The 23,861-nt window shown below is 73.0% G+C and carries 22 protein-coding genes; 18 read left to right on the forward strand and 4 right to left on the reverse strand.

The window, feature by feature from the left end; all coding sequences use genetic code 11:
- Window positions 1-78: 78 nt before the first annotated feature.
- Entirely contained in the window at window positions 79-492 is a 414-nt protein-coding gene (locus ACFXG1_RS00420) for a pyridoxamine 5'-phosphate oxidase family protein (protein ID WP_384709822.1), read from the reverse strand.
- Window positions 493-711: 219 nt separating this feature from the next.
- On the opposite strand from ACFXG1_RS00420, the gene clpB reads away from it, so the two are divergent.
- Together clpB and ACFXG1_RS00430 are read left to right on the forward strand one after the other, a co-directional pair.
- A complete protein-coding gene (gene clpB, locus ACFXG1_RS00425) occupies window positions 712-3,306 on the forward strand; it encodes an ATP-dependent chaperone ClpB (RefSeq protein ID WP_384709825.1) in 2,595 nt (864 codons plus the stop codon).
- Between the two features lie 121 nt (window positions 3,307-3,427).
- Window positions 3,428-3,961, forward strand: a complete 534-nt coding sequence (locus tag ACFXG1_RS00430; RefSeq protein WP_384709828.1) for a YbjN domain-containing protein — start codon at window positions 3,428-3,430, stop codon at window positions 3,959-3,961.
- A gap of 28 nt (window positions 3,962-3,989) precedes the next feature.
- Here ACFXG1_RS00430 and ACFXG1_RS00435 read toward each other — a convergent pair whose 3' ends face one another.
- Together ACFXG1_RS00435 and ACFXG1_RS00440 are read right to left on the reverse strand one after the other, a co-directional pair.
- A complete protein-coding gene (locus ACFXG1_RS00435) occupies window positions 3,990-5,177 on the reverse strand; it encodes a glycosyltransferase family 39 protein (protein ID WP_384739945.1) in 1,188 nt (395 codons plus the stop codon).
- Between the two features lie 343 nt (window positions 5,178-5,520).
- Window positions 5,521-6,735, reverse strand: coding sequence for a pyridoxal phosphate-dependent aminotransferase (locus ACFXG1_RS00440; RefSeq protein ID WP_384709833.1), 1,215 nt, complete (start codon window positions 6,733-6,735; stop codon window positions 5,521-5,523).
- Window positions 6,736-6,840: 105 nt separating this feature from the next.
- Here ACFXG1_RS00440 and ACFXG1_RS00445 point away from each other — a divergent pair, with 105 nt between their 5' ends.
- The 8 genes from ACFXG1_RS00445 to ACFXG1_RS00480 all read left to right on the forward strand — a co-directional run bounded on the left by ACFXG1_RS00445 (window position 6,841) and on the right by ACFXG1_RS00480 (window position 15,469).
- Complete coding sequence (locus ACFXG1_RS00445; protein WP_384709836.1) at window positions 6,841-7,038, forward strand: hypothetical protein; 198 nt, start codon at window positions 6,841-6,843, stop codon at window positions 7,036-7,038.
- A 460-nt stretch (window positions 7,039-7,498) separates the two neighbouring features.
- A complete protein-coding gene (locus tag ACFXG1_RS00450) occupies window positions 7,499-8,047 on the forward strand; it encodes a DUF2617 family protein (RefSeq protein ID WP_384709839.1) in 549 nt (182 codons plus the stop codon).
- 191 nt (window positions 8,048-8,238) lie between these two features.
- Window positions 8,239-9,876, forward strand: coding sequence for a polyamine aminopropyltransferase (locus ACFXG1_RS00455; protein ID WP_384709842.1), 1,638 nt, complete (start codon window positions 8,239-8,241; stop codon window positions 9,874-9,876).
- A gap of 65 nt (window positions 9,877-9,941) precedes the next feature.
- Entirely contained in the window at window positions 9,942-10,862 is a 921-nt protein-coding gene (locus ACFXG1_RS00460) for a carbon monoxide dehydrogenase (protein WP_384739950.1), read from the forward strand.
- Window positions 10,863-10,916: 54 nt separating this feature from the next.
- Window positions 10,917-11,708 (forward strand): aldose 1-epimerase, encoded by a 792-nt coding sequence (locus tag ACFXG1_RS00465; protein ID WP_384709863.1) that lies wholly within the window; start codon window positions 10,917-10,919, stop codon window positions 11,706-11,708.
- 34 nt (window positions 11,709-11,742) lie between these two features.
- Complete coding sequence (pyrE, locus tag ACFXG1_RS00470) at window positions 11,743-12,291, forward strand: orotate phosphoribosyltransferase (RefSeq protein WP_384709848.1); 549 nt, start codon at window positions 11,743-11,745, stop codon at window positions 12,289-12,291.
- Window positions 12,292-12,590: 299 nt separating this feature from the next.
- Complete coding sequence (fbaA, locus tag ACFXG1_RS00475) at window positions 12,591-13,613, forward strand: class II fructose-bisphosphate aldolase (protein ID WP_384709851.1); 1,023 nt, start codon at window positions 12,591-12,593, stop codon at window positions 13,611-13,613.
- A 215-nt stretch (window positions 13,614-13,828) separates the two neighbouring features.
- Window positions 13,829-15,469, forward strand: coding sequence for an MFS transporter (locus tag ACFXG1_RS00480; protein WP_384709854.1), 1,641 nt, complete (start codon window positions 13,829-13,831; stop codon window positions 15,467-15,469).
- A gap of 54 nt (window positions 15,470-15,523) precedes the next feature.
- Here the strand turns inward: ACFXG1_RS00480 and ACFXG1_RS00485 are convergent, their stop codons facing one another.
- Window positions 15,524-16,243, reverse strand: coding sequence for a hypothetical protein (locus ACFXG1_RS00485; protein ID WP_384709857.1), 720 nt, complete (start codon window positions 16,241-16,243; stop codon window positions 15,524-15,526).
- 209 nt (window positions 16,244-16,452) lie between these two features.
- Here ACFXG1_RS00485 and ACFXG1_RS00490 point away from each other — a divergent pair, with 209 nt between their 5' ends.
- The 8 genes from ACFXG1_RS00490 to kynU all read left to right on the forward strand — a co-directional run bounded on the left by ACFXG1_RS00490 (window position 16,453) and on the right by kynU (window position 23,736).
- On the forward strand, window positions 16,453-17,652 hold the full coding sequence (locus tag ACFXG1_RS00490) for a sensor histidine kinase (RefSeq protein ID WP_384709860.1): 1,200 nt from the start codon (window positions 16,453-16,455) through the stop codon (window positions 17,650-17,652).
- Between the two features lie 40 nt (window positions 17,653-17,692).
- Window positions 17,693-18,418, forward strand: coding sequence for a response regulator (locus ACFXG1_RS00495; RefSeq protein ID WP_384739956.1), 726 nt, complete (start codon window positions 17,693-17,695; stop codon window positions 18,416-18,418).
- A 98-nt stretch (window positions 18,419-18,516) separates the two neighbouring features.
- A complete protein-coding gene (locus tag ACFXG1_RS00500; RefSeq protein WP_384717051.1) occupies window positions 18,517-19,149 on the forward strand; it encodes an RNA polymerase sigma factor in 633 nt (210 codons plus the stop codon).
- A complete protein-coding gene (locus tag ACFXG1_RS00505; protein ID WP_384717048.1) occupies window positions 19,146-20,237 on the forward strand; it encodes a CU044_5270 family protein in 1,092 nt (363 codons plus the stop codon). Before ACFXG1_RS00500 ends, ACFXG1_RS00505 begins: the two co-directional genes overlap by 4 nt.
- A gap of 303 nt (window positions 20,238-20,540) precedes the next feature.
- Window positions 20,541-20,897 (forward strand): SCO4225 family membrane protein, encoded by a 357-nt coding sequence (locus ACFXG1_RS00510; RefSeq protein WP_384717045.1) that lies wholly within the window; start codon window positions 20,541-20,543, stop codon window positions 20,895-20,897.
- 46 nt (window positions 20,898-20,943) lie between these two features.
- The gene (locus ACFXG1_RS00515) at window positions 20,944-21,357 is read left to right on the forward strand and encodes a DUF3151 domain-containing protein (RefSeq protein WP_384717042.1); all 414 of its coding nucleotides are present in this window, start codon (window positions 20,944-20,946) and stop codon (window positions 21,355-21,357) included.
- Between the two features lie 212 nt (window positions 21,358-21,569).
- Complete coding sequence (locus ACFXG1_RS00520) at window positions 21,570-22,457, forward strand: tryptophan 2,3-dioxygenase family protein (protein ID WP_384717039.1); 888 nt, start codon at window positions 21,570-21,572, stop codon at window positions 22,455-22,457.
- Window positions 22,450-23,736 carry a kynureninase gene (kynU, locus tag ACFXG1_RS00525; protein ID WP_384717036.1) on the forward strand — a complete coding sequence of 429 codons (1,287 nt, stop codon included), beginning with the start codon at window positions 22,450-22,452 and terminating at the stop codon, window positions 23,734-23,736. Before ACFXG1_RS00520 ends, kynU begins: the two co-directional genes overlap by 8 nt.
- The last annotated feature ends 125 nt before the right edge of the window (window positions 23,737-23,861 follow it).

A 23,861-nucleotide genomic window follows, 5' to 3' on the forward strand; every position in this document is an offset into this window, starting at 1 on the left:
CCGCCGGGGTCGGGTGTCGGTGGGCGCCGATGGGCCTCGTACGGGTCAGGCGCGGGTCGGGTGCGGGCCGGGTGCGGGTCAGGCGCGGCCCAGGGCGCGTTCCACCGCGATCTCGATCACGACCCGGTCCGGGTTGGGCTTCGGGGTGCGCCCGTACCGCTCGGCGTACCGCCGTACCGCGTCGGCCACGACGTCCGGCTCGGTGCTGACCCGGGCCCGGCCCTCCAGCGTCGCCCAGCGCCCCCGGTCGAACTGGCAGACGGCGACCCGCGCCCCCGGCTCCGTACCGGCCCCCGCGAGCACGTTGGCGACCTTGCGGCTGCCCTTGTTGGTGATGATCCGGGCGAGACCGGCCTCGGGGTCGAAGGTCACCCCGACCGGGACGACGTGCGGGGAGCCGTCCGGGCGGGTGGTCGTCAGGGTGCACAGCTGGTGCTCGCGCCAGAACGCCAGGTAGCCGGGGGTCAGCTCGCGCAGATCGGTGATCGCCATACTTCCCAGGGTAGACGTGGCTCCGTGCGGCCCGGATTTCGTTGAATCGTCTTCTTGAGTGGAATAGACTCAACTTTGTGCAGGTTGTTTGAGTCAGAGTTAACGAGGGGCGGCCGGAGACGGCCGATGAGCCCTCGCGACCGAGACCCGCCGGTCCGTGGGACACCCGTCGCACGGACCGCCCCCGCGACCCCGACCTGCGAGGAGGAGTAGCCGCACGTGGACGCCGAGCTGACCAACAAGAGCCGGGAAGCCCTCAACGCCGCGACCAGCCGGGCGGTGTCGGCCGGCCATCCCGATCTGACCCCCGCGCATCTGCTGTTGGCTCTTCTGGCGGGGTCCGACAACGAGAACATCATCGATCTGCTGGTGGCCGTCGAGGCCGACCAGGCCGCCGTCCGCGGCGGGGCCGAGCGGATCCTGGGCGGGCTGCCCAGCGTCGCCGGGTCCACCGTCGGCCCGCCGCAGCCCAACCGGGAGTTCCTCGCCGTCCTCGCGGACGCCGCCGAGCGGGCGAAGGAGCTGGGTGACGAGTTCCTCTCCACCGAGCATCTGCTGATCGGCACCGCCGCGAAGGGCGGCCAGGCCGGTGAGGTGCTGTCCGCGCAGGGCGCGACCGCGAAGAAGCTGCTGGCCGCGTTCTCCGCCGCGCGCGGCGGCCGCCGGGTGACCACCGCGGACCCCGAGGGGCAGTACAAGGCGCTGGAGAAGTTCGGTACGGACTTCACCGCCGCCGCCCGTGAGGGCAGGCTCGACCCGGTCATCGGCCGGGACCAGGAGATCCGCCGGGTCGTGCAGGTGCTGTCGCGGCGTACCAAGAACAATCCCGTCCTCATCGGCGAGCCGGGTGTCGGCAAGACCGCCGTCGTGGAGGGGCTCGCCCAGCGGATCGTCAAGGGCGATGTCCCCGAGTCCCTGAAGAACAAGAAGCTGATCTCCCTCGACCTCGGCGCGATGGTGGCCGGCGCCAAGTACCGGGGCGAGTTCGAGGAGCGGCTGAAGACCGTCCTCTCCGAGATCAAGGAGAGCGACGGCCAGATCATCACCTTCATCGACGAACTGCACACCGTCGTCGGCGCGGGCGCGGGCGGCGACTCCGCGATGGACGCGGGCAATATGCTCAAGCCGATGCTGGCCCGCGGTGAGCTGCGGATGGTCGGCGCCACGACCCTCGACGAGTACCGCGAGCGGATCGAGAAGGACCCGGCGCTGGAGCGCCGCTTCCAGCAGGTGCTGGTCGCCGAGCCGACCGTCGAGGACACCATCGCGATCCTCCGCGGACTCAAGGGCCGGTACGAGGCCCACCACAAGGTCCAGATCGCGGATGCCGCGCTGGTGGCCGCCGCCACCCTCTCCGACCGCTACATCACCTCCCGGTTCCTGCCGGACAAGGCCATCGACCTGGTCGACGAGGCCGCGTCCCGGCTCCGGATGGAGATCGACTCCTCCCCGGTCGAGATCGACGAGCTCCAGCGCGCCGTGGACCGGCTGCTGATGGAGGAGATGGCCCTCAAGAACGAGTCCGACGCGGGTTCGCGCCAGCGTCTGGAGAAGCTCCGCCGGGACCTCGCCGACAAGGAGGAGGAGCTGCGCGGTCTCACCGCCCGCTGGGAGAAGGAGAAGCAGGGCCTCAACCGGGTCGGCGAGCTGAAGACCCGGCTCGACGAGGTCCGCGGCCGGGCCGAGCGGGCCCAGCGCGACGGCGACTTCGACACCGCGTCCAAGCTGCTGTACGGGGAGATCCCGGCGCTGGAGCGGGAGCTGGCCGAGGCGTCCGAGGCCGAGGCGGAGGCCCGTACCGACACCATGGTCAAGGAGGAGGTCGGCTCCGACGACATCGCGGACGTCGTCGGCTCCTGGACCGGGATCCCCGCCGGGCGGCTGCTGGAGGGCGAGACGCGGAAGCTGCTGCGGATGGAGGACGAGCTGGGGCGGCGGCTGATCGGCCAGTCCGAGGCCGTACGGGCCGTCTCCGACGCCGTGCGCCGGACCCGGGCCGGGGTCGCCGACCCCGACCGGCCCACCGGCTCCTTCCTCTTCCTCGGCCCGACGGGCGTCGGCAAGACCGAGCTGGCGAAGGCGCTGGCGGACTTCCTCTTCGACGACGAGCGGGCCATGGTCCGGATCGACATGTCCGAGTACGCGGAGAAGCACAGCGTCGCCCGGCTCGTCGGCGCGCCCCCCGGCTATATCGGCTACGAGGAGGGCGGCCAGCTCACCGAGGCGGTGCGGCGGCGCCCGTACAGCGTCGTCCTGCTCGACGAGGTGGAGAAGGCGCACCCGGAGGTCTTCGACGTACTGCTCCAGGTCCTCGACGACGGGCGGCTCACCGACGGACAGGGCCGTACGGTCGACTTCCGCAACACCATCCTGATCCTGACGTCGAACCTCGGCAGCCAGTACCTGGTTGATCCGCTGACCTCGGCGGAGCAGAAGAAGCAGCAGGTCATGGAGGTGGTGCGGGCGTCCTTCAAGCCCGAGTTCCTCAACCGGCTCGACGATCTGGTGGTCTTCTCCGCGCTCGACCGGGACGAGCTGAAGCACATCGCGGAGCTCCAGGTCGGCCGGCTGGCGAAGCGGCTCGCGGAGCGGCGGCTGACGCTGGAGGTCACCCCGGAGGCGCTGGAGTGGCTCGCCGACGAGGGGAACGATCCCGCGTACGGCGCCCGCCCGCTGCGGCGGCTGGTGCAGACGGCGATCGGCGACCGGCTGGCCCGGGAGATCCTCGCGGGCGAGGTCGGCGACGGCGACACCGTACGGGTGGACCGCTTCGAGGACGGTCTGATCGTGGGCCGGGCGACACCGTCCGGATGACCCGCTCCCTCCGGGGTGCCGGCCGGGCCGTGACGGTGCCCGGACCCGCCCCGGAGGGGGGTTGCGGTGCCCGCCCCGCCATGGGGGAGGATGGCGGCATCCGTACGAAGGGAAAAACAGGGTGACCATCGATCCGTCCTCGATTCCGAATTTCGGGGGCCAGCCCCAGCCGCAGGCCGCTGGACCGGCGGGCCCCGTCGTTCCCGACCAGGACCTCGTCAAGCAGCTTCTCGACCAGATGGAGCTGAAGTACGTCATCGACGACGAGGGCGACCTCGCCGCGCCGTGGGAGGAATTCCGTACGTACTTCATGTTCCGCGGCGAGGGCGACCAGCAGGTCTTCTCCGTCCGGACCTTCTACGACCGTCCGCTGGACGTCGACAACCGCAACCTGATCCTGGAGAAGATCGACGACTGGAACCGCCGCACCCTGTGGCCCAAGGTCTACACCCACCTCCACGAGGACGAGGAGGGCGGCGCGTCCGTCCGGCTCATCGGCGAGGCGCAGATGCTGATCGGTATGGGCGTCAACCTCGACCACTTCGTCTCGTCGACGGTGAGCTGGGTCCAGGCGTCGATGGAGTTCGACAACTGGTTCGCCACGGAGATGGGCTTCAAGCCCGCGGACGACGAGAGCAAGCCCGACGAGGCGTGAAGATCCGCCGGCTCTGCCGCCCCGCGCCTCAGAGCGCGAACGGCGACAGCGTCAGCAGATACGTCCCGTAACCGAACGAGAGCCCGGCCAGGCCGGCGATCACGACGATCGCCGCCCGCGGCCGGGCTTTCGTCAGTGCGAGCGCGAGCGGCAGCAGCAGCGGGAACGCGGGCAGCAGGAACCGCGGCTTGGACTCGAAGAAGCCGGACCCGCCGACGGTGATCAGAACCAGCACCGCGGTGTACACGAGCAGGGCGGCGGGCGGCCGGCCCAGCACGAACAGGACGAACAGCAACACGGCGGCGAGCACGATCAGCAGCGCCATGGTGAGCGGCAAAACGGCGGGCCGCAGCACGATGTCCCGGACGACGCGCGCCGAGCCCGCGCCGAAGTCGAAGGTCGACGTCCAGCCGCGTTGTACGGCGAAGTAGCCGCCGAGCGGATCGCCGGTACGGAACCCCACCCACAGGACGTAACCGCACCAGCCGGCGGGGGCGAGCGCGGCGGCGGCCCACAGGCGCGGGTCCCGCCGGGGGTTCGTCACGGGCCGCCCGCCGGTTCCGGGTGACGTGCGGTTCCGGCCGCCGGTTCCGGGTGACGTGCGGTTCCGGCCGCCGGTGCCGGGCGCTGTACGGTTCCGGCCGCCGCGCGCGATCTCGTACGCGACGACGCAGAGCACCGCGGCGGCCACGGCGATCCCGTTGGGCCGCGAGAGCCCGGCGAGGACGGCCAGGGCGCCCGCCCACAGCCAGCGGCGGGTCAGCAGCGCGTACAGCGCCCAGGCGGCGAAGGCGGTCAGCAGCGGCTCGGTGTACGCCATCGTCAGCACCACCGAGTGCGGCATCAGCCCCCACAGCAGCACCAGCAGGGTCGCCACGCGGCGGCCGTGCAGCCGCTCGCCCACCGCGTAGATCCCCACGGCGGCCACCAGCCCGGCCGACCAGGAGACCAGCAGTCCCAGGCTGCCGCTCGTCACCCCGGGGACGAGCGACGAAAGCCCCCGGACCAGCGCCGGGTAGAGCGGGAAGAAGGCGAGATCGCTCTGGACCGCGCCCGGCCAGGTCAGTACCCGGCCGTAGCCGTGCTCGGCGATCAGCATGTACCAGTCGGCGTCCCACGCCCGGCCCAGGATGGCCCTCGGGGGCCGTCCGATGTGCCACGCCCAGCCGCTCATCAGCAGCAGCCCGGTCAGCCGCGCCGCGGCGAACAGACCCACGGCGGGCGCCGCGCGCCGCAGGGCGAAGGACAGCGGGTCGGGGGTGGCGGGCGCCGGGGTCTCGGTCTCGGTCTCGTCGAAGGTCGTCTCGGCGGACAGGGGGACACCTCCGGGCGCGGTTCATCTCTCCGATCTCCGAGACAACATGCGGCGCGGCGGGGGGCGTGGCGAGCGTTCGGGCGGCGACACGCCCGGGTGGCGGGGGGTTCTCACCCGTCCGGGGGGCGTGCCGTTGCCCGGCCGGGGGCTCCCGGCGTCTCGCGGCGGGGACGGCGCGGAGCGCCGACCGCGGGCCGGGCGGGTGGCGGCTCGTCGCGCGGTTCCCGGTGTCCCTGCCCCCCCGTCAGGCCGACAACCGCTTGAGCCGGGTCACCGCTTCTTCCAGGACATCGTTCCGCTTGCAGAAGGCGAAGCGGATGAAGGGGGCGCCGCGGGACGGGTCGTCGTAGAAGACCGCGTTGGGGATGGCGACCACGCCGTGGCGGCGGGGCAGCTCGCGGCAGAAGGCGAAGCCGTCCGTCTCGCCGAGGGGGCGGATGTCGGCGGTGATGAAGTACGTGCCCGCCGGGCGGTGCACCCCGAAGCCCGCGTCGGTGAGCCCGGCCGTGAGCAGGTCGCGGCGGGCGCGCAGGGACGAGCGCAGGTCGTCGTAGTACGTCTCCGGCAGCCGCAGGGCCTCCGCGATCGCGTACTGGAAGGGGCCTCCGGAGACGTAGGTCAGGAACTGTTTCACCGTGCGGACGGCTGTGACCAGCGGGGCCGCCGCGGTGATCCAGCCGACCTTCCAGCCGGTGAGGGAGAACGTCTTCCCGGAGCTGGAGATGGTGACGGTCCGCTCGCGCATGCCGGGGAACGCGGCGATGGGGTGGTGCTCGCCCTCGAAGACGAGGTGTTCGTAGACCTCGTCGGTGACGACGAGCAGATCGCGGGCGACGGCGAGTTCGGCGATCGCGGCGAGTTCGGCGCGGGTCAGGACCGTACCGGTGGGGTTGTGGGGGGTGTTGAGGAGGAGGACACGGGTGCGGTCGGTGACGGCGTCGCGCAGTTCGTCCAGATCGAGGTGGTACGTACCGTCGCGCGGCCGGAGGGTGACCGGGACCCGCCGGCCGCCGGCCAGCGCGATACAGGCGGCGTACGAGTCGTAGTACGGCTCCAGGGCGATGACCTCGTCCCCCGGTTCGACGAGTGCGAGCAGTGCGGCGGCGATGGCCTCGGTGGCGCCCGTGGTGACGAGGACCTCGGTGTCGGGGTCGAAGGAGAGGCCGTAGCGGTCGCGTTGGTGGTCGGCGATCGCGTGCCGGAGTTCGGGGACGCCGGGTCCCGGCGGGTACTGGTTGCCCCGGCCGTCGCGTACGGCGCGTACCGCCGCCTCGCGGACGGACTCGGGCCCGTCGGTGTCGGGGAACCCCTGGCCCAGGTTGATGGCGCCGGTCTCGGCGGCCAGGGCCGACATCTCGGCGAAGATCGTGGTCCCGAAGCCCGCGAGTCCGCGGTTGAGCAGGGGGCGGGGCGTCGGACCCGCCGCCGGGCCCGGTGTGCTTTCGTCCATGGTCGGCATGCGGTCATCCTGGGCCGAAGCTCTGGACTTGCTCAAGTCGGCTTTCGCGTGTGGTGGGGCGGGGCATGCCGGATACGGAGAAGCTCGGAAGGAATGGTGAAAGTCATGGGGGTAGTCCTGGGGGTCGCCGCGGTCTTCGCGCTGGCGTGGTTCCTCATCGTGGCGCGCCGGGTCGGTCAGGGCCGTTACGACCGGTCGCCGCGCCGGAACGGTTCCGGGGACGGCGGCGGCGGGGGCTGGTCCGGCGGTGGGGACTCCGGGCACAGCTGCGGCGGCGGAGGCGGCTGCGGCGGGGGGAACTGAGCCCGGCGAGGCCCATGAGGCACGGCCCATGGGGCCCGACGGCGGAAACGGCTGACACGGGGCAGCCGATCCGCGAACCGGAGGCACCTGGCGGGGGAAACCTCTCCCGCCAGGTGCCGAAGTCGTTCCGGGGGCAAGGGTGTTGGCGTGGGGAGGGTGCGGGGAGGGTGCCGCGAGAGCGCCGAGGAGGTTCCCGTCATTCGATACTACGTGCGGATTTTCTTGAACAGGTGAACCGCAAGGACACCCAGGGGATGGAAACCCCGCCAACTTGGGTAAAAACGCTGTGAGCCCCGCGTACTTCGTGATTCCGTTGACGATGGAACCTGTTGGAACCGTCCAGCCTCCGGGCCGGCGCCTCGGGCCCGATCAGGCGTGCCCTCTTCCCTTCCGCCCCTGCCGCCCAGGGCGCCCTCAGGTCCCCATGACCACCGCCGAAGCGTGTTTGCGGAGCCGATCCATGCTCACCACCCTCCATACCGCCTACACAGATACCCGAGCCGACGACCTCGCCTGGGCCCTCGGGCGGGAACCCCTTCCCGCCCTGGCCGTGCTCGATCTCGAACTCTCCGGGGCCAAGCTCCAGCTCAGACTGCTCGGCGCTTCCCATCAAGTGCTGCTGGAGGAGGAGCAGGGCACCTGCTCCGAGACCGTGGCCTGTATGCCGGGCAGCAGAACGCCCCTGCCGCTGGGGGTGTCCGAGCGGCTCGGCGTCTGGGAGTACGAGTTCGCCGCCCGCGTCGAGACGCTGTCGGAGGGGTCGTTCGCCGGGCGGGCGCAGGAGCTGCTCGCCCTGGTAGCCGACCATCCGAACTCCCTGGCCGGAACGTTTCCGGGCGATCCGCACGCCTTCACGGCGATGATGGCCCAGCGGCTCGGCCGCCAGGTGCTCTGGCGTACCTGGCACGCCTATCCGCAGGAGGGCCGGCTCGTGGTCACCCGTACCCGGGTCGGTGTGCCCGTGCGGAGGGCGAAGGCCGCGTGCTGCCCGGAGCAGGTGCTGCTGTAGGGCCGGTTCGATGGCCCATGCAGGGTTTTGCGTCGTTCGCGAGCTGTGCACGCTGTTGATGGGTTTGCCTGGTTCGCGTGCGCGCTTACCGGATGAACCGGGGGCGCGCATAGGAGGCGGGCCGCTTTCGCGCTCCGGATGCACACGTGTGGGTGACAAGCTGCATGCGGGCAGTGACGTAGCGTTACCGCATGATCGACCGGTCGCCGCAGTTGTCCCCGCCGCCGGCCGTGCTGCCGCTGCCGGTGCGTCCGGACGCGGGCCGGTTCCTGGTGCTGCTGGGTGTCTTCGTCTGCGCCGCCTGCGGGCTGGTGTACGAGCTGGAGCTGGTGGCCCTCGCGTCGTATCTGATCGGGGACTCGGTCACCCAGGCGTCCGTCGTGCTCTCCCTGATGGTCTTCGCGATGGGCATCGGCTCCTTGCTCGCGAAGCGGCTCCGCTGCCGGGCGGCCGTCGGCTTCGGGGTGCTGGAGCTGGCGCTCGCCCTGGTCGGCGGCTGTTCGGCGATGGTGATGTACGCCAGCTTCGCCTGGCTCGGCGAGTCCAGGACCGTCCTGGTGGCTTTCTCGCTCGCCATCGGTGTGCTGATCGGCGCCGAGATCCCGCTGCTGATGTCGCTGATCCAGCGGATCTCCCGGCGGGACGCGGAGGGCACGGTCGCCGATCTGTTCGCCGCCGACTACGTGGGCGCGCTGGTCGGCGGGCTCGCGTTCCCGTTCCTGCTGCTGCCCTGGCTCGGGCAGCTCACCAGCGGACTGCTGACGGGCGCGGTGAACGCGCTGGTCGGCGGGGCGCTGGTGCTCTGGCTCTTCCGCCGCGATCTGACCGCCCGCTCCCGGGGCTGGCTGCTGCTCGCCAACGCCCTGGTCCTCGCCCTGCTGGCGACGGCGACCGTCCTGGTCGGCGACTTCGAGAAGGCGGCACGGCGGGCGCTGTACGGGGACCGGGTCCGGGTCGCCGTCCAGACCGGGGTGCAGGAGGTCGTCCTGACCGGTGACGCGACCGGCCCGCCGGATCTCTTCCTCGACGGCAGGCTGCGGGTCAGCGGACGGGACGAGTACCGCTATCACGAAGCCCTGGTCCATCCGGCGATGAACGGCCGCCACCGCCGGGTGCTGATCCTCGGCGGCGGCGACGGGCTGGCCGCCCGGGAGGCGCTGCGCTATCCGGACGTGGAGTCGGTGACGATCGTGGAGCTGGACCCCTGGGTGGTCCGGCTCGCCCGGACCGACCCGGCGCTCGCTGCGCTCAACGACCACGCCTATGAGGACCCGAGGGTGCGGGTGGTCACGGCCGACGCGTTCGCCTGGCTGCGGGAGCCCGGCAGCGGGGTGCCCGTGGCGTACGACGTGGTCCTCGCCGATCTGCCCGATCCGGCCTCCACGGAGGGCGGCAAGTTCTACTCCCAGGAGTTCTACGGGCTGGTCGCCGGGATCCTGGCGCCGCAGGGGCGGCTCGCGGTGCACGCGGGCCCGCTGGAGGGCCGCCGGCGGGCCTACTGGACGGCGGAGGCGACCCTGCGCGCCGCCGGGTACGGGACGAGCCCCTACCGGGTCGGTCCCGGCGGGCCCCCGGCCGCCGGGCGGGGCGGTAACGACCGGCTCAACGAGGACTACGAGGCGCTGGGCGCGGAGTCGGCGCCGGAGGACTGGGGGCTGCTGCTGGCCGTGCCGGGCGGCCGGGCGCCCCGGCTGAATCTGGGCCCCGACGCGCCCGTGCTGCGGTCGCTGACGGACGCCGATCTGCTGGCGGACGCGTGGGACGCGGAGCGGACCCGGCTGCCCGGGCTGCCGCCGTCGACGCTCGTCCATCCGCGCTACAGCGGCTGAGGCGGCCGGGATCGGGGGCCGGACGGGGCAGACGGCGGAGGGAGCCGTGGGTAGGCTCGGTTGCCATGGACCATGAGGTGTTCGTTCCGGTTCCGGCCGAGACCGTACGGCGGCTGCTCGGGGACCCCGTGAGGGCGGCGCGCTGCGTCCCCGGTTTCCGGGAGGACGACGCCCCCGATGCCGCCGGTGACGCCCCTGATGGCGCCGCCGATGCCACCCTCGATGACGGCGAACTCGGTGTCGCGGCCCCCGGGGGCTGGGGCGTCGGGGGGCGGCTGAAGGTCCGGGTCGGCAACCTCACCATCACCTACCGGGGCACCCTCCGGGTCGCCGGGCTCGACAGTGTGTTCACGGTGGAGGGCAACGGTACGGAGGCGCGCGGCGACGGCTCCGTGAGGTTCGCGCTGACGGTGCGTACGACGGCGGACCAGGGCGGCACGACCCTCGCCTTCTCCGGCGGCACCCGGGCCGAAGGCCGGCTGGCCGAGGCGTCGGACGCGGCGCGGGAGTCGGCGGCGCGTCGTCTGCTGGACCGTTTCGCCGAGGCGCTCGCGGCGGAGGCGGCGAATACCGACCCCGATGCCGATACTGCTGCCGCTGCTGCTGCTCATGATGAAGACGATGACGGTGTCGTGGTGGACGACGAGGGCGACGAGGGTGACCAGGGTGAGGAGGGCGGGGCCGGGTACGGGACGGTCGTACCGCCCGTACCGCCGCCCGGGCTCGCGGACGGGATCTCCGGCGCGCTGTCGGGACCCGTCGGCGACGAGCCGGTCGCGGAGGCCGCGCACGCCCGGCGCACCATGATCGGCCGCAGCGCCGAGGAGGTCGACCACTCCCCGCCGCGCGGCCGGTACGCGCCCAGGCCCGCGCCCGACGCGGGCCGTGCCGGGCCCCCGCCGCGCTGGCTCGTCCCCGCCGCGGCGGTGGCGCTCGCCTCGGCTGTCGTCGTCTCCCGCGCCCTGCGCCGGCGGCGGAGCACGTAGACGCGTAGAGCGGACCCGGCACGATCCGGAGCGCCCCGTTAGGGTCGGGGGGTGATCAGCAGTGATGAGGGTGTCCGGCTGCGCGCCGGCGATGTCGAGGTGGGGATCGCTCCCCGACACGGGTGCCGGGTGACGAACCTGGTCATCGGGGGGACGGAGGTGCTCCGCCAGGGCGAGCGGTACGGCTCGTTCCCCATGGTCCCCTGGTGCGGGCGGGTGGACCGGGGCCGGTTCCGTAACGGAGCCGTACAGCATCAACTCCCGGTCAACGCCGACCCCCACGCCATCCACGGCACCGGGCGCGACACCGCCTGGCGGACCCGGCGGGCCGATGACACGGGCGCGGTGTTCACCTACGAGCTGGGCGATCCGTGGCCGTACCCGGGACTCGTTACGCAGGTCTTCGAGCTGACGGAGTCGTCGCTCACCACGACCATCGCCGTCGAGGCGCAGTCGGACTCGTTCCCCGCGCAGGCGGGCTGGCATCCGTGGTTTCTGCGCACCATCGGCGGTGTGGACGCGACGCTCTCCTTCCAGCCCGCGTGGCAGGAGGAACGCGGCGCCGACCATCTGCCGGCCGGCCGCAGGATCGATCCGAAGCCGGGGCCGTGGGACGACTGCTTCGGGATGCCCGACGGGGTGGCCGCCACCCTCACCTGGCCCGGTGTGCTGGAGCTCGACGTCACCAGCCGGGCCGAATGGGTCGTGGTCTACGACGAGCAGCCGGAGGCGATCTGTGTGGAGCCGCAGTCCGGCCCGCCGAACGGGCTGAACACGCTGCCCCGGCTCGTCACCCCGATCGATCCGCTGGAGGTCTCGACGACCTGGACGTGGCGCCGTCCGTGAAGGGGGGCCGGTGCGGCGTTCTAAGCTCGTGGGCATGACTGACGTACGCGCTGACCTGCTCCAGCAGATCAAGGACAAGGCCGTGGTGCACGGCAAGGTGACCCTCTCCTCGGGCATCGAGGCCGACTACTACGTGGATCTGCGGCGGATCACGCTCGACGGCGCCGCCGCCCCCCTCGTCGGGCAGGTCATGTCGGAGCTCACCGCCGACCTCGACTTCGACTGCGTCGGCGGGCTGACCCTGGGCGCCGACCCGGTCGCGACGTCGATCCTGCACGCCGCCGCGGCGCGCGGGCGGCGCGTGGACGCCTTCGTCGTCCGCAAGGCCGCCAAGGCGCACGGGATGCAGCGCCGGGTCGAGGGGCCCGACATCAAGGGCCGCCGCTGTCTGGTGGTCGAGGACACCTCGACCACCGGCGGGTCCCCGCTGACCGCGGTGGAGGCCGTACGGGAGGCCGGGGGCGAGGTCGTCGCGGTGGCCACGATCGTGGACCGGGCGACGGGCGCGGGCGAGAAGATCAGTACGACGGCCGGGGTGCCGTATCTGTACGCGTACTCCCTCGACGAGCTGGGTCTCGACTGATCCGGTGACCGGTCCGGCGGCCGACTCGGTGACTGATCCGGTGATCGAATCGGTGACCGATTCGGTGGCGGGCCGGGTGACCGATCCGGTGGCCGTGGCCGCCTCCCGGCCGGCCGGGAGGCGGTCGGATCCGTCGCGGTACCCGGGCTGACCTGCTCGGGGGACAGCTCGTACGTATGCCCGCAGACCGGGCGGCTGCCCTCTTCCCGAGTCTGCGAAGATAGGGGCCGACGATGACGTCGCCCCAAGGTCAGGGCCCCGCACATACGCAGAACCGCAGACATCCAAGGAGCGGACAGATGCCCATCGCAACTCCCGAGGTCTACAACGAGATGCTCGACCGGGCGAAGGCGGGCAAGTTCGCCTACCCGGCCATCAATGTGACCTCCTCCCAGACTCTTCACGCGGCCCTGCGCGGCTTCGCGGAGGCCGAGAGCGACGGCATCGTCCAGATCTCCACCGGTGGTGCCGAGTTCCTGGGCGGCCAGCACAGCAAGGACATGGTCACGGGCGCGGTCGCGCTCGCCGAGTTCGCGCACATCGTCGCCGCCAAGTACGACGTGAACATCGCGCTGCACACGGACCACTGCCCGAAGGACAAGCTGGACACGTACGTCCGTCCGCTCATCGCGGTCTCCGCCGAGCGTGTCGCGGCCGGCCGGAACCCGCTCTTCCAGTCGCATATGTGGGACGGCTCCGCCGAGAACCTGGCCGACAACCTGGCCATCGCCGCCGAGCTGCTGCCGCAGGCCGTCGCCGCCAAGATCATCCTTGAGGTCGAGATCACCCCGACCGGTGGCGAGGAGGACGGTGTCACGCACGAGATCAACGACGAGCTGTACACCACGGTCGACGACGCGCTGCGCACCGCCGAGGCGCTCGGCCTGGGCGAGCAGGGCCGCTATCTGCTGGCCGCCTCCTTCGGCAATGTCCACGGCGTCTACAAGCCGGGCAATGTCGTGCTCCGGCCCGAGCTGCTGAAGGACCTCCAGCAGGGCGTCGGCGAGAAGTACGGCAAGACCGCGCCGTTCGACTTCGTCTTCCACGGCGGCTCCGGCTCCACCGTCGAGGAGATCGCCACCGCGCTCGAGAACGGCGTGGTGAAGATGAACCTCGACACGGACACGCAGTACGCGTTCACCCGGCCCGTGGTGGCGCACATGTTCCAGAACTACGACGGTGTCCTGAAGGTCGACGGCGAGGTCGGCAACAAGAAGGCGTACGACCCGCGGACCTGGGGCAAGCTGGCCGAGGCGAGCATGGCCGCGCGCGTGGTCGAGGCGTGCGGGGCGCTGCGTTCGACGGGTACCCGGATCAAGTAGTCCGACCGGTACCCGGATCACGTAGGCGGATCGGATCACCGACCGCCGCCGAGGCCCGGCACTCCTTCGGGGGTGCCGGGCCTTCGTCTGTGCCGGCCCTGGTCAGGGGGGTGTTCACGCGGTGTGTGCGGGCGATTCTCACCCGGTGTGTACGGGCGATTCGCGGGTTGTCCACAGGGGTCGCAGGGTCGGCGGGGCGCTGGGATGATCCGGGTATGGACGCGGAAGCGGGCGGTGGCGACGAGGGTGTGACCGCGGGACGGGGCGGCGCGGGCGGTTCCGTGCCGGGCGGGGCCGCCGGTGGTTCGGTGCCGGACGGGGCTGCCGGTGGTTCCGTGCCGGGCGGGGCTCCTGCGGCCGGAGGCGCCGGGGACGGGGACGGGGCCGCGGGCGGGGTCAGGCTGTCGTCGGCGATCGGGCGGTGGGTCGTCCTGACGACGGTCCTCGGCTCCAGCATGGCCCTGCTGGACTCGACCGTCGTCAATGTCGCCCTGCCCCATATCGGCGACGACCTCAATTCGGACCTGGCCTCCCTCCAGTGGACCGTCAACGCCTACATGCTGACCCTGGCCGGGCTGATCCTGCTCGGCGGCGCGCTCGGTGACCGCTACGGGCGGCGGAAGGTCTTCGTCGTCGGGGTGGTCTGGTTCGCGCTGGGGTCGCTGCTGTGCGGGATCGCGCCGAACGCCGGGTTCCTGATCGCCGCCCGCGCCTTGCAGGGCATCGGCGGCGCGCTGCTCACCCCCGGATCGCTGGCGATCATCCAGGCGAGCTTCCATCCGGACGACCGGGCGCGCGCGGTAGGGCTGTGGTCCGGCTTCGGGGGTGTGGGCGCGGCGATCGGGCCGTTCGTCGGCGGCTGGCTGGTCGACGGACCCGGCTGGCGGTGGATCTTCCTGATCAATGTGCCGCTCGCCGCGATCTGTGTGCCCATCGCCCTGAGATACGTCCCCGAATCCCGCGACCCGGCCGCGCACACCGGTCGCTTCGACGTACTCGGCGCGGTGCTGGGCGCGGGGGCGCTGGCCCTGGTGACATATGCCCTGATCGCCGCCGAGTGGTGGGCGGGGGTGGCCGGGGTGCTGGTCGCGGTCGCGTTCGTCCGGGTGGAGCGGCGCGCCCCGGATCCGATGCTGCCGCTGAACATCTTCCGCTCCCGGATGTTCACCGTGGTCAATGTGGTGACGCTCTGTGTGTACGCGGCGTTCGGCGGCTTCTTCTTCCTGGCCGCGCTCCAGCTTCAGGTCGTCTCCGGGTACTCCGCGCTGGGCGCGGGGCTCGCGCTGCTGCCGACGACCCTGCTGATGCTGTTGTTCTCGGCGGCGTCGGGTGAGCTGGCGCAGCGGATAGGCCCTCGGCTGCCGCTGACGGTGGGGCCGTTGCTGTGCGCGGCCGGGATGCTGCTGATGCTGCGGGTGGGCCCCGACGCGTCGTACGCGGTGGATGTGCTGCCGGCGCTGATCGTGCTGGGCCTGGGGATGGTGACCCTGGTCGCGCCGCTGACGGCGACGGTGCTGTCCTCGGTGCCGACCTCGCGGGCGGGTATCGCCAGCGGAGTCAACAACGCGGCGGCACGGGCGGCCGGCCTGGTGGCGGTGGCGGCGCTGCCGCTGCTGGTGGGGATGGGCCCGGAGGCGTACCGCTCGGGGGCGCAGTTCGACACGGCCTTCGACCGGGCGATGCCGATCTGCGCGGGGGTGCTGGTGCTGGGCGCGCTGGTGGCCGCCTTCTGGATTCGCCGCCCCGAGGCGCCGTGCGCCCACCCCGAGTGCCGCGTCAACTGCGGGGTGGGTGCGCCGCCGCTGGAATCGGGCGGGGCGAAGGAGCCCCGGGCCCGGGGCCCGAGTGCCGCATGACTCGTGACTCGTGACTCGTGACCTGTGACCCGTGACCCGTGACCTGTGAGAGGGTCAGCGCCGCGCCGCAGGGACCGGCGTCGGGGCCGGGGCCGGGGCCGGGATCGGCGGGACCTCCGTGTGCCGGACCCGGTAGCCGCCCTCGGTCACCGGGGCGAAGGGCGCGGGGGCCTGGCAGGTGCCCGTACCGCCGACCTCGCCGTGACGGTCCGTACCGCCGTCGACATTGACGACGCCCCAGCTGAAACCGAGCCGCGACGGGGCGCCGCGCTCGCCCTGCTGGACGCTGATACCGATCCGCTTGCCGACCCGTTCGACGTTCGTCTCGCGGATGATCGCGGTGACGGTCGCCGTCTTCCCGCCCGTCGACAGGCAGTCGATATCGGCGACGGCCCAGCCCGTCTTCCCCGTCTCGGGGAGGTAGTGGCTGTAGCGGATCGTGCCCTCGGCGTCCGTCGGCATGCCGGTGGGCAGTCCCGGCAGCGGCCGGCTGTACGGCTTCGCCTTCGCGTCCACCTCGAAGCGGATGGTGTCCCGCGGCCGGAGCGTGAAATGGATCCGCCCCTTGCCCTGCACGCTCGCGGTGGGCCCCTTGCCCTTGCCGGTGGTCTCGTGCGCCGCCGCCGCCGCCGCCGTCGTCGCCGTCGTTGTGGCGCGGTGCTCGGGGGCGCCGGAGGCTGTGGAGGCCGTGGAGGCGCTCACCGTACCGGCGATCAGTGCCGCGGCGGTTGCGGCGACGGCGCCGGTACGGGTGGGGGTGAGGTGCTTCCGCATGGTGACTCCCGCTGGTGGAAGGGGGGTTGCCGGTCGATGCGAGAAGCTTCGCCCGCGGCCGCCGCTCCGGCCCATCCGCCGATCGGCAGAAAGCCGCGCGGCGGTACGCGGTATCTGTGCCGTGATCTGTGCCGTTCGGCGGAGGCGGGGCCGGAGGGGCGGGCTCGTAGGCTGATCCTCATCGACGGGGGACGGACGGAGGGGGAGCGATGCCGGGTGCCGACCTGCCCTGGAGCGCGCTGGTCGCGATACCGGCGGCCGTGTGCGCGGGCACGATCGGCTGGGCCGCGGCCCGGCTGTGGGCCGCCCGGCGTACCGGAGTCCCCGGTGCCGTACGCGACCGGCTCGCGCCCGTGACCGCCGGGTGCGCGCTGCTGTCCGCCGCCGCGTCGTTCGCCGTCCCGGTGACCCCCGGCGACGAGTCCCGGTCCCTGTGGAGCCTCGCCGAGGCCGCGCTGCTGCTGGTGCTGATCGCCGCCGTCGTCCGGCTCGCGCCGCGACGGCAGTTGCGGTACGCCGTACCCCTCGCCGCCCTCGCGGTGACCGTCTGGCCGGTGGCGTCCCTGACCGACGGGTCGGTGCCGGAGGTCGTGAGCGTGATGGTCTTCTGGCTGCTGCCGGTCGGCGCGGCCGCGGCGGTCGGCGGCTATCCGCGCCGGGCCGCGGCACGCCGCCGGGCCGCGGTCGACACGGCGCGGCGCGAGCAGCGGCTGCGGCTCTCCCGCGATCTGCACGACTTCGTGGCGCACGACATCAGCGGGATCGTGGTGCAGGCGCAGGCCGCGCGGTTCGTCGCCGCGTCCGACCCCGGGCAGGCACTGCTCGCGCTGGAGCGCATCGAACGCGCGGGGCTGAACGCGCTGGCGTCCATGGACCGTACGGTCGCGATGCTTCACGACGACGGTGATGCCGACGCCGGTACCGGTGCCGCCCCGCTGCCCGGACCGGACCGGCTGCCCGCCCTGCTGGCGGACTTCGGCACCGGAGGCACCGGCGGCACCGGCGGCACCGGAGGCGGGGTGTCCGGCGCGACGGACGCCGTACTGGACGTGGACGACGAGGCGCTGGCCGCCCTGACGCGGGAGGCGGGCGCGGCGGCGTACCGGATCGTCGTGGAGGCGCTGACGAACGTCCGGCGGCACGCGCCGGACGCGACCCGGGTGGTCGTCCGCGTCCACCGCGCGGCGGCCGGGATCGCGGTCTCCGTCATGGACGACGGCACGGGCGGCGGCGAACCCGGGCGCTTCCGGCTGCCGCGCCGGGCCCGCGGGGCGGGCGGTCTGGGGCTGCCCGCCCTCACCGAGCACGTCGCGGCGCTGGGCGGCACGCTCACGGCGGGCCCGGTCCGGGGGCCGTCCCCGGGGTGGTGTCTGACGGCCGTGTTCCCCGCCGCCGCCCCGAGGCCCTGACTCCACTTCCGTATCCCCAAGTCCCCACGAAGGGTTCGCCATGACGACCAGTGCCACGGCCGCCGATCCGAACGCCGGGCGGACCGGGCCCACCCGGATCCTGCTCGTGGACGACCAGGACGACATCCGTACCGGATTCCGGCTGATCCTCGGATCCCAGCCGGACATGACGGTCGTCGGCGAGGCCGCCGACGGGCTCACGGCCGTCGCCCTCGCCCGCGAACTCCGGCCCGACCTGGTCGTCGCCGACATCCGCATGCCGGGCCTCGACGGTCTGGAGGTGACCCGTCGGCTGGCGGGCCCCGGCGTCCCCGATCCCGTACGCGTTCTGATCGTCACCACCTTCGACCACGACGACCAGGTACGGGCGGCCCTGCGCGACGGCGCCTGCGGCTTTCTGCTCAAGAGGTCGGGGCCGGGGCTGCTGATCGAGGGCGTACGGGCGGCGATGTCGGGCGACGTCCTGATCAGTCCCCAGCTGACGGTCCGTCTTCTCCAGCCGTCCGCGGCGGCCCCGACGGCCCCGACGGCCCCGACGGCCCCGGCGGCTGTGGCGGTCGGCTCCCGGGGCGATTCGGCGTCACCGCTGACGGCGCGCGAGGCCGAGATCGTCCGCCTGGTGGCGGACGGTCTGACGAACGCGGAGATCGGTACGGCGCTCTTCATCTCCCCGGGGACGGTGAAGACGCATGTCGCCAACGTGCAGGCCAAGTTGGGTGTACGGAACCGGGTCGGCATCGCGGCCTGGCACTTCGACCGCGCGTAGACCGTGCGGGACCGTCCGGGACCGTCCGGGACCGTCCGGGACCGGTGTGTGAGCCGGGTCACGGGAACCCGCCGGCGGCGCCCGGACAGTCGACTGATGTGGACACCAACCAGAAGGATCTCCGGTCGCGGCTCCGTTCCGGTGACCCCGATGCCTTCGGGGAGCTCTTCGACACTTGCGCCCGCGCCGTCTACAACCACGCCTTACGGCTCACCGGGGAGTGGACGACCGCCGAGGACGTCGTATCCCTGACGTTCCTCGAAGCCTGGCGGCTGCGCGACCGTGTCGACCCGGACGGCGGCTCGGTCCGGCCCTGGCTCCTCGGCATCGCCACCAACGTCACACGCAACACCCGGCGCGCCGCGCGGCGGCACGCCGGAGCCGTCGCCCGGCTGCCCCGCCCCGATACGGAACGCGACTTCGCCGACGACGTCGCGGGGCGGGTGGACGACGCGGCCCGGCTCGCCCTCGTCCGCGGCGCCCTGGCCGCCCTGCGCCGCCCCGAACGCGAGGTGCTGGCGCTCTGCGTCTGGTCGGGACTGGAGTACGCCGCCGCGGCCGAGGCCCTGGGCGTACCCGTCGGCACCGTCAGATCCCGGCTGTCGCGCGCCCGGAAGAAACTCGCGCGCGCCGTGGGCGACGAGGCGGGCCGGGAACTCGGCCGCGCGCCGGGACAGATCAGCAGTGGACCCCGGTCCACCGACCACGATCTTCAGGAGGCACACCGATGACCACCCCCCGGCACCGGCCCGACGCGCCGACCCCGCCGCCGCCCGAGTGGGACCTGCCGCCCGGCCGCCACGAGGCCCTGCGGGCGCATCTGCTCACCGAGATCCACCGCTCCGCCGCCGGAACCGCCGACGACGCCGCCGCCGAAACCGACACCGACACGACTTCGGTACGGTTCCGGCGCCGCTGGACCCGCCCGGCCCTGACCGCCGCCGTCGCGGTCGTGGCCGCCGTCGTCACCCTGACCGTGCTGCCCGCCGACGGCGCGTCGCCGCGCGCCGCTTCCCCGGAGGCGGCGGCCCTGCTGGAGGGCGCGGCGCTCGCCACCAAGTCCCAGCGGCTGCCGGACGGCATCCGCGACGACCAGTTCGTCTATATCCGCAGCAAGGTCGGCTGGATGGCGTACACGGACGGCGGGGGGTCGGGCGAGGCGAGCGTCGTCGTCGATCCCGTACGGAAGCGGGAGGTGTGGCTCTCGATCGACGGCACCCGCCCGGGGCTGCTCCGGGAGCCCGGCGGGCCCGGCACCCTCGTCCTGGACCCCTCCACTCCGCACCCGAACAACACCGACTACCGCAATCTCCAGACGCTGCCGACCGACCCGGACGAGATGTTCCGGTGGCTGCGGAAGAACGCCGACGGCGACAAGCCCGTCGATCAGCAGACGTTCACCCTCGTCGGCGATCTGATCGGGGAGTCCCTGCTCCCGCCGGACGTGGCCGCCGCCCTCTTCCGGGCCGCCGCGAAGATCCCGGGCGTGGAGCTGGTCGAGGACTCCGTGGACGCGGCGGGCCGCAAGGGCGTCGCGGTGGCGCGGGAGGACGACGGCATCCGCGAGGAGCTGATCTTCGACCTGGCGACGAAGACCTATCTGGGCGAGCGCGAGGTCGCGGTGAAGGACCTCGGCCCCGGCCTTGAGGAGGGCACGGTCGTCGGCCGGAGCGCGATCCTGGAGCGGACCGTGGTCGACGCGGTCGACCAGCGGAAGCCCGGACTGGGCCCGAAGAAGGCCGACACGAAGAAGGCCGACACGAAGAAGACCACCCCGAAGACGGCGGACACCAAGTCGGCCCCGGTTCCCCGGAGCTGACCTCCGACACCCCGGGCCCGTGCGGAGGTGGGTCCCGCGTACCCACCGCCCGCGGTCCCGGGGGCGCCTGCCGTCCGCCCGGCCGCGAGCTCCGGCCGGGCCTCCACCTCCTCACGGCCGACACTGCCAAGTGTGCCCGGTGCGCCGAACGATGTCCCGGGGAGTTCGGTATCGGCGCCCCGCCCGGTGGGAAACCCCCGGGTACGGATGAGCACCCGTACTCATGTCCGAGGAATCGCGGCCCGGCATCGTGGAGGCATCGGGGACCCCGCACCCCCTCCGACCGGAACGAAAGGCACGATCATGGCGCGCTCCGCACGTCCCCGCTTCCCGAGGATCCGGGCCCTTCTGGAGCCCGCGGTCGACAACTGGCTGTCGCGCGGCTATCTCGCCGTCGTCGGGGCGTCCCTCGCCTTCTTCCTGTGGGCCGTGTACGTGGCGCCCGACCCCGGGTTCGCGGGGATCTGGCCGGTCATGGCCACCGCGCCGTTCGGTGTCGTGACCTTCCTGCTGCCGCTGCCCGAGTACGGGTCGTCCTTCTACTGGGTCAACCCGCTGGTCCTCTCCGCGGTGACCGTGGTGTCCGGTCTCGTCAACGCCTCCCTCCTCGGTCTCGTCGCCCGCCGGATCGGGTTCCGCGCGGTCCGTCCCGCCGCCTGACGGGCTCCCTGCCGGACCGGTGCGGGGCGTGGGGGAGACTGGGCGTATGTCCCTTCATGAGAATCTCCTCGGGGGTCCGCCCCCCACCCGGCTGCCCGACGAGTCCGGCCCCCGCGAGGCCCTCGCGGCCGGGACCCCGCCCGTGGAAGTCGCCGCCCAGTACCCCACCTCGTCGCTGGCCTGGGCCCTGCTCGCGGACGACGCCTTCGAGGCCGGGCGGGTCGTGGAGTCGTACGCGTACGCCCGTACGGGCTATCACCGCGGGCTCGACTCGCTGCGCCGCAACGGCTGGAAGGGCCACGGCCCGGTGCCGTGGGACCACGAGCCGAACCGCGGGTTCCTGCGGGCCCTGCACGCCCTCGCCCGGGCCGCCGGGTCGATCGGCGAGGAGGAGGAGTACGAGCGCTGCTCGCAGTTCCTGCGCGACTCGTCGCCGCTCGCCGCCGACACCCTCGGCTGACCGAGGCTGACCGAGGACGACACGGGCGGTGCCTCCGGGCCCGTACGGACCGCCCAGGACGGGCGTCCGTACGGGCCCGTACGTACGCCCGGCCGTGCGGGCGATACCTGGAGGGGACACGGGTCTCGGTCTAGGATTGCGGGTGGGGACCGGGGCTCCCACCCACCAACAGGAAGGGGCGGACCGCTACCCGGACACATCGAGGAGACGCGATGTCCCAGTCCGCCGCGCACGACCCCCCGGCGCGTGAGAACGCCGCGCCCGCCACATCTTCCGGTCAGGTCGCCGACGAGGCGCCGACCGTCGACTTCGCGGGGACCACCCCGTACGAGGACTACGTCCAGGCCGATGTCCTCACCCATCTCCAGCACCCCCTCTCCGACGACCCCGGCGAGATGGTCTTCCTCGTCACCACCCAGGTCATGGAGTTGTGGTTCACCGTCGTCGTCCACGAATGGGAGACCGCGACCGCCGCGCTCCGGCGCGACGACGTCCCCGTGGCGATAGCCGCCCTCAAGCGCTCGGTACGCGAACTGGAGGCGCTCAACGCCTCCTGGCGACCCCTCGGACAGCTGACACCCGCGCAGTTCAACTCCTACCGGGGCGCGCTCGGCGAGGGGTCCGGCTTCCAGTCCGCGATGTACCGGCGGATGGAGTTCCTGCTCGGCGAGAAGTCCGCGTCGATGCTGGTCCCGCACCGGGGCGCGCCGCGCGTCCACGCCGAACTGGAGAAGGCGCTGGCGGAGCCCAGCCTGTACGACGAGGTGCTCGGGCTGCTGGCCCGGCGCGGCAGGGCCGTCCCCGACGAGGTGCTCCGCCGCGACCCGGCACGCAAGTACGAGCCGCACGGCGCCGTCGAGGCGGTCTGGTCGGAGATCTACCGCGATCCGGACCGGGACGAGGAGCTGGTACGCCTCGGTGAGGCGCTGACCGACGTCGCCGAACTGATCTGGCGCTGGCGCAACGACCACCTCGTGGCGACCCGCCGCGCGATGGGCGCCAAGACCGGGACCGGCGGTTCCGCCGGGGTGGCCTGGCTGGAGAAGCGGGCCCGCGGCAATGTCTTCCCCGAGCTGTGGACGGCGCGCAGCCATGTCTGAGACCCGCGTCGACACCCGCGCGCTGCGCGCCCGCGCCGCCCGCCTCGACGAGGCCGACGCGCTCCGCCCCGTCCGTGACCGCTTCACCCTCCACGACGACGTCGTCTATCTCGACGGCAACTCCCTCGGCGCGCTCCCCGTCCATGTCCCCGGCCGGCTCGCCGACGTCATCGGCCGCCAGTGGGGCGAGCTGGGCATCCGCTCATGGACCGAGAGCGGCTGGTGGCGGGCCCCGGAGCGGATCGGGGACCGGATCGCGCCCCTCGTCGGGGCGGCCCCGGGTCAGGTCGTGGCCGGCGACTCGACCAGCGTCAACGTCTTCAAGGCCGTGGTCGGCGCCGTCCGGCTCGCGGGCGACGGCCGTACGGACGTCCTCGTGGACGCCGCCACCTTCCCCACCGACGGCTACATCGCCGCGTCGGCGGCCCGGCTGACCGGGCACCGCGTGGTCCCGGTCGACCCCGCCGACCCGGCCGCCGTCGGCCGGGAACTGGGCCCGCGGACCGCCGCCGTACTCCTCAACCACGTCGACTACCGCTCCGGCCGGCTCCACGACCTGCCCGCCCTCACGGCCGCCGCGCACGACGCGGGCGCGCTCGCGGTCTGGGACCTCTGCCACAGCGCCGGGGCGCTGCCGGTGGACCTCGACGCCCACGGCGTGGACCTGGCGGTGGGGTGCACGTACAAGTATCTGAACGGCGGCCCCGGCGCGCCCGCCTTCCTCTATGTCGCCGGGCGCCACCAGGCCGCCTTCGACTCGCCGCTGCCGGGCTGGAACGGGCACGCGGAGCCGTTCGCGATGACCCCGGGTTACACGCCCGCCGCCGGGATCGGACGCGGCCGGGTCGGCACCCCCGACATCCTCTCCATGCTGGCGCTGGAGGCGGCGCTGGACGTCTGGGACGGGGTCGGTATCGATGCCGTACGGGCCAAGAGCCTGGCGCTCACCGACTTCTTTCTGGAGTGCGTGGCGGCCTACGCCGGGCTCGGCGCGGGCGGCCCGCTGCGGTCCCTGACCCCGGGGCCGCACGAGGAGCGCGGCAGCCAGATCGCGCTGTCGTGCCCGGGGGCGGCGCCCGCCGTGATGGAGCGGCTGATCGCCCGGGGCGTGGTGGGGGATCTGCGCGGACCCGACGTGCTGCGGTTCGGGTTCACCCCCCTGTACACGGGCTTCGCGGACGTGGAGCGCGCGGCCGGGGTGCTGGCCGAAGTGCTGGCGGAAGTCCTCGCGGAGGGGTCGGCGGAGGTACGGGGCGAGGGCGCGGGACCGGTCGGGTAGCGGGGGCCGACGGCCGTCGAACAGCCCGCCGTGACAGGCGCCGGGAGGGGCGCGGAACCGTCCCTTCCGGCGTCGGTGCGGCTGTCCTCGGGGCGTACCGCCCCTTCGGTGGTACCGTCCCGCTG

It is taken from the genome of Streptomyces sp. NPDC059248, from assembly GCF_042753905.1.
In the GTDB taxonomy this organism is placed as follows: Bacteria; Actinomycetota; Actinomycetes; order Streptomycetales; family Streptomycetaceae; genus Streptomyces.

Excerpts from the sequence above, each read along its gene's own strand:
- ACFXG1_RS00495 (WP_384739956.1), top strand. The coding sequence starts at position 17,693 with ATGACGACCAGTGCCACGGCCGCCGATCCGAACGCCGGGCGGACCGGG.
- ACFXG1_RS00460 (WP_384739950.1), top strand. The coding sequence starts at position 9,942 with ATGGACCATGAGGTGTTCGTTCCGGTTCCGGCCGAGACCGTACGGCGG.
- ACFXG1_RS00510 (WP_384717045.1), top strand. The coding sequence starts at position 20,541 with ATGGCGCGCTCCGCACGTCCCCGCTTCCCGAGGATCCGGGCCCTTCTG.
- ACFXG1_RS00485 (WP_384709857.1), bottom strand. The coding sequence starts at position 16,243 with ATGCGGAAGCACCTCACCCCCACCCGTACCGGCGCCGTCGCCGCAACC.
- ACFXG1_RS00480 (WP_384709854.1), top strand. The coding sequence starts at position 13,829 with ATGGACGCGGAAGCGGGCGGTGGCGACGAGGGTGTGACCGCGGGACGG.
- pyrE (WP_384709848.1), top strand. The coding sequence starts at position 11,743 with ATGACTGACGTACGCGCTGACCTGCTCCAGCAGATCAAGGACAAGGCC.
- kynU (WP_384717036.1), top strand. The coding sequence starts at position 22,450 with ATGTCTGAGACCCGCGTCGACACCCGCGCGCTGCGCGCCCGCGCCGCC.
- ACFXG1_RS00505 (WP_384717048.1), top strand. The coding sequence starts at position 19,146 with ATGACCACCCCCCGGCACCGGCCCGACGCGCCGACCCCGCCGCCGCCC.
- ACFXG1_RS00520 (WP_384717039.1), top strand. The coding sequence starts at position 21,570 with ATGTCCCAGTCCGCCGCGCACGACCCCCCGGCGCGTGAGAACGCCGCG.
- ACFXG1_RS00455 (WP_384709842.1), top strand. The coding sequence starts at position 8,239 with ATGATCGACCGGTCGCCGCAGTTGTCCCCGCCGCCGGCCGTGCTGCCG.
- ACFXG1_RS00515 (WP_384717042.1), top strand. The coding sequence starts at position 20,944 with ATGTCCCTTCATGAGAATCTCCTCGGGGGTCCGCCCCCCACCCGGCTG.
- ACFXG1_RS00490 (WP_384709860.1), top strand. The coding sequence starts at position 16,453 with ATGCCGGGTGCCGACCTGCCCTGGAGCGCGCTGGTCGCGATACCGGCG.
- ACFXG1_RS00420 (WP_384709822.1), bottom strand. The coding sequence starts at position 492 with ATGGCGATCACCGATCTGCGCGAGCTGACCCCCGGCTACCTGGCGTTC.
- fbaA (WP_384709851.1), top strand. The coding sequence starts at position 12,591 with ATGCCCATCGCAACTCCCGAGGTCTACAACGAGATGCTCGACCGGGCG.
- ACFXG1_RS00445 (WP_384709836.1), top strand. The coding sequence starts at position 6,841 with ATGGGGGTAGTCCTGGGGGTCGCCGCGGTCTTCGCGCTGGCGTGGTTC.
- ACFXG1_RS00450 (WP_384709839.1), top strand. The coding sequence starts at position 7,499 with ATGCTCACCACCCTCCATACCGCCTACACAGATACCCGAGCCGACGAC.
- ACFXG1_RS00440 (WP_384709833.1), bottom strand. The coding sequence starts at position 6,735 with ATGCCGACCATGGACGAAAGCACACCGGGCCCGGCGGCGGGTCCGACG.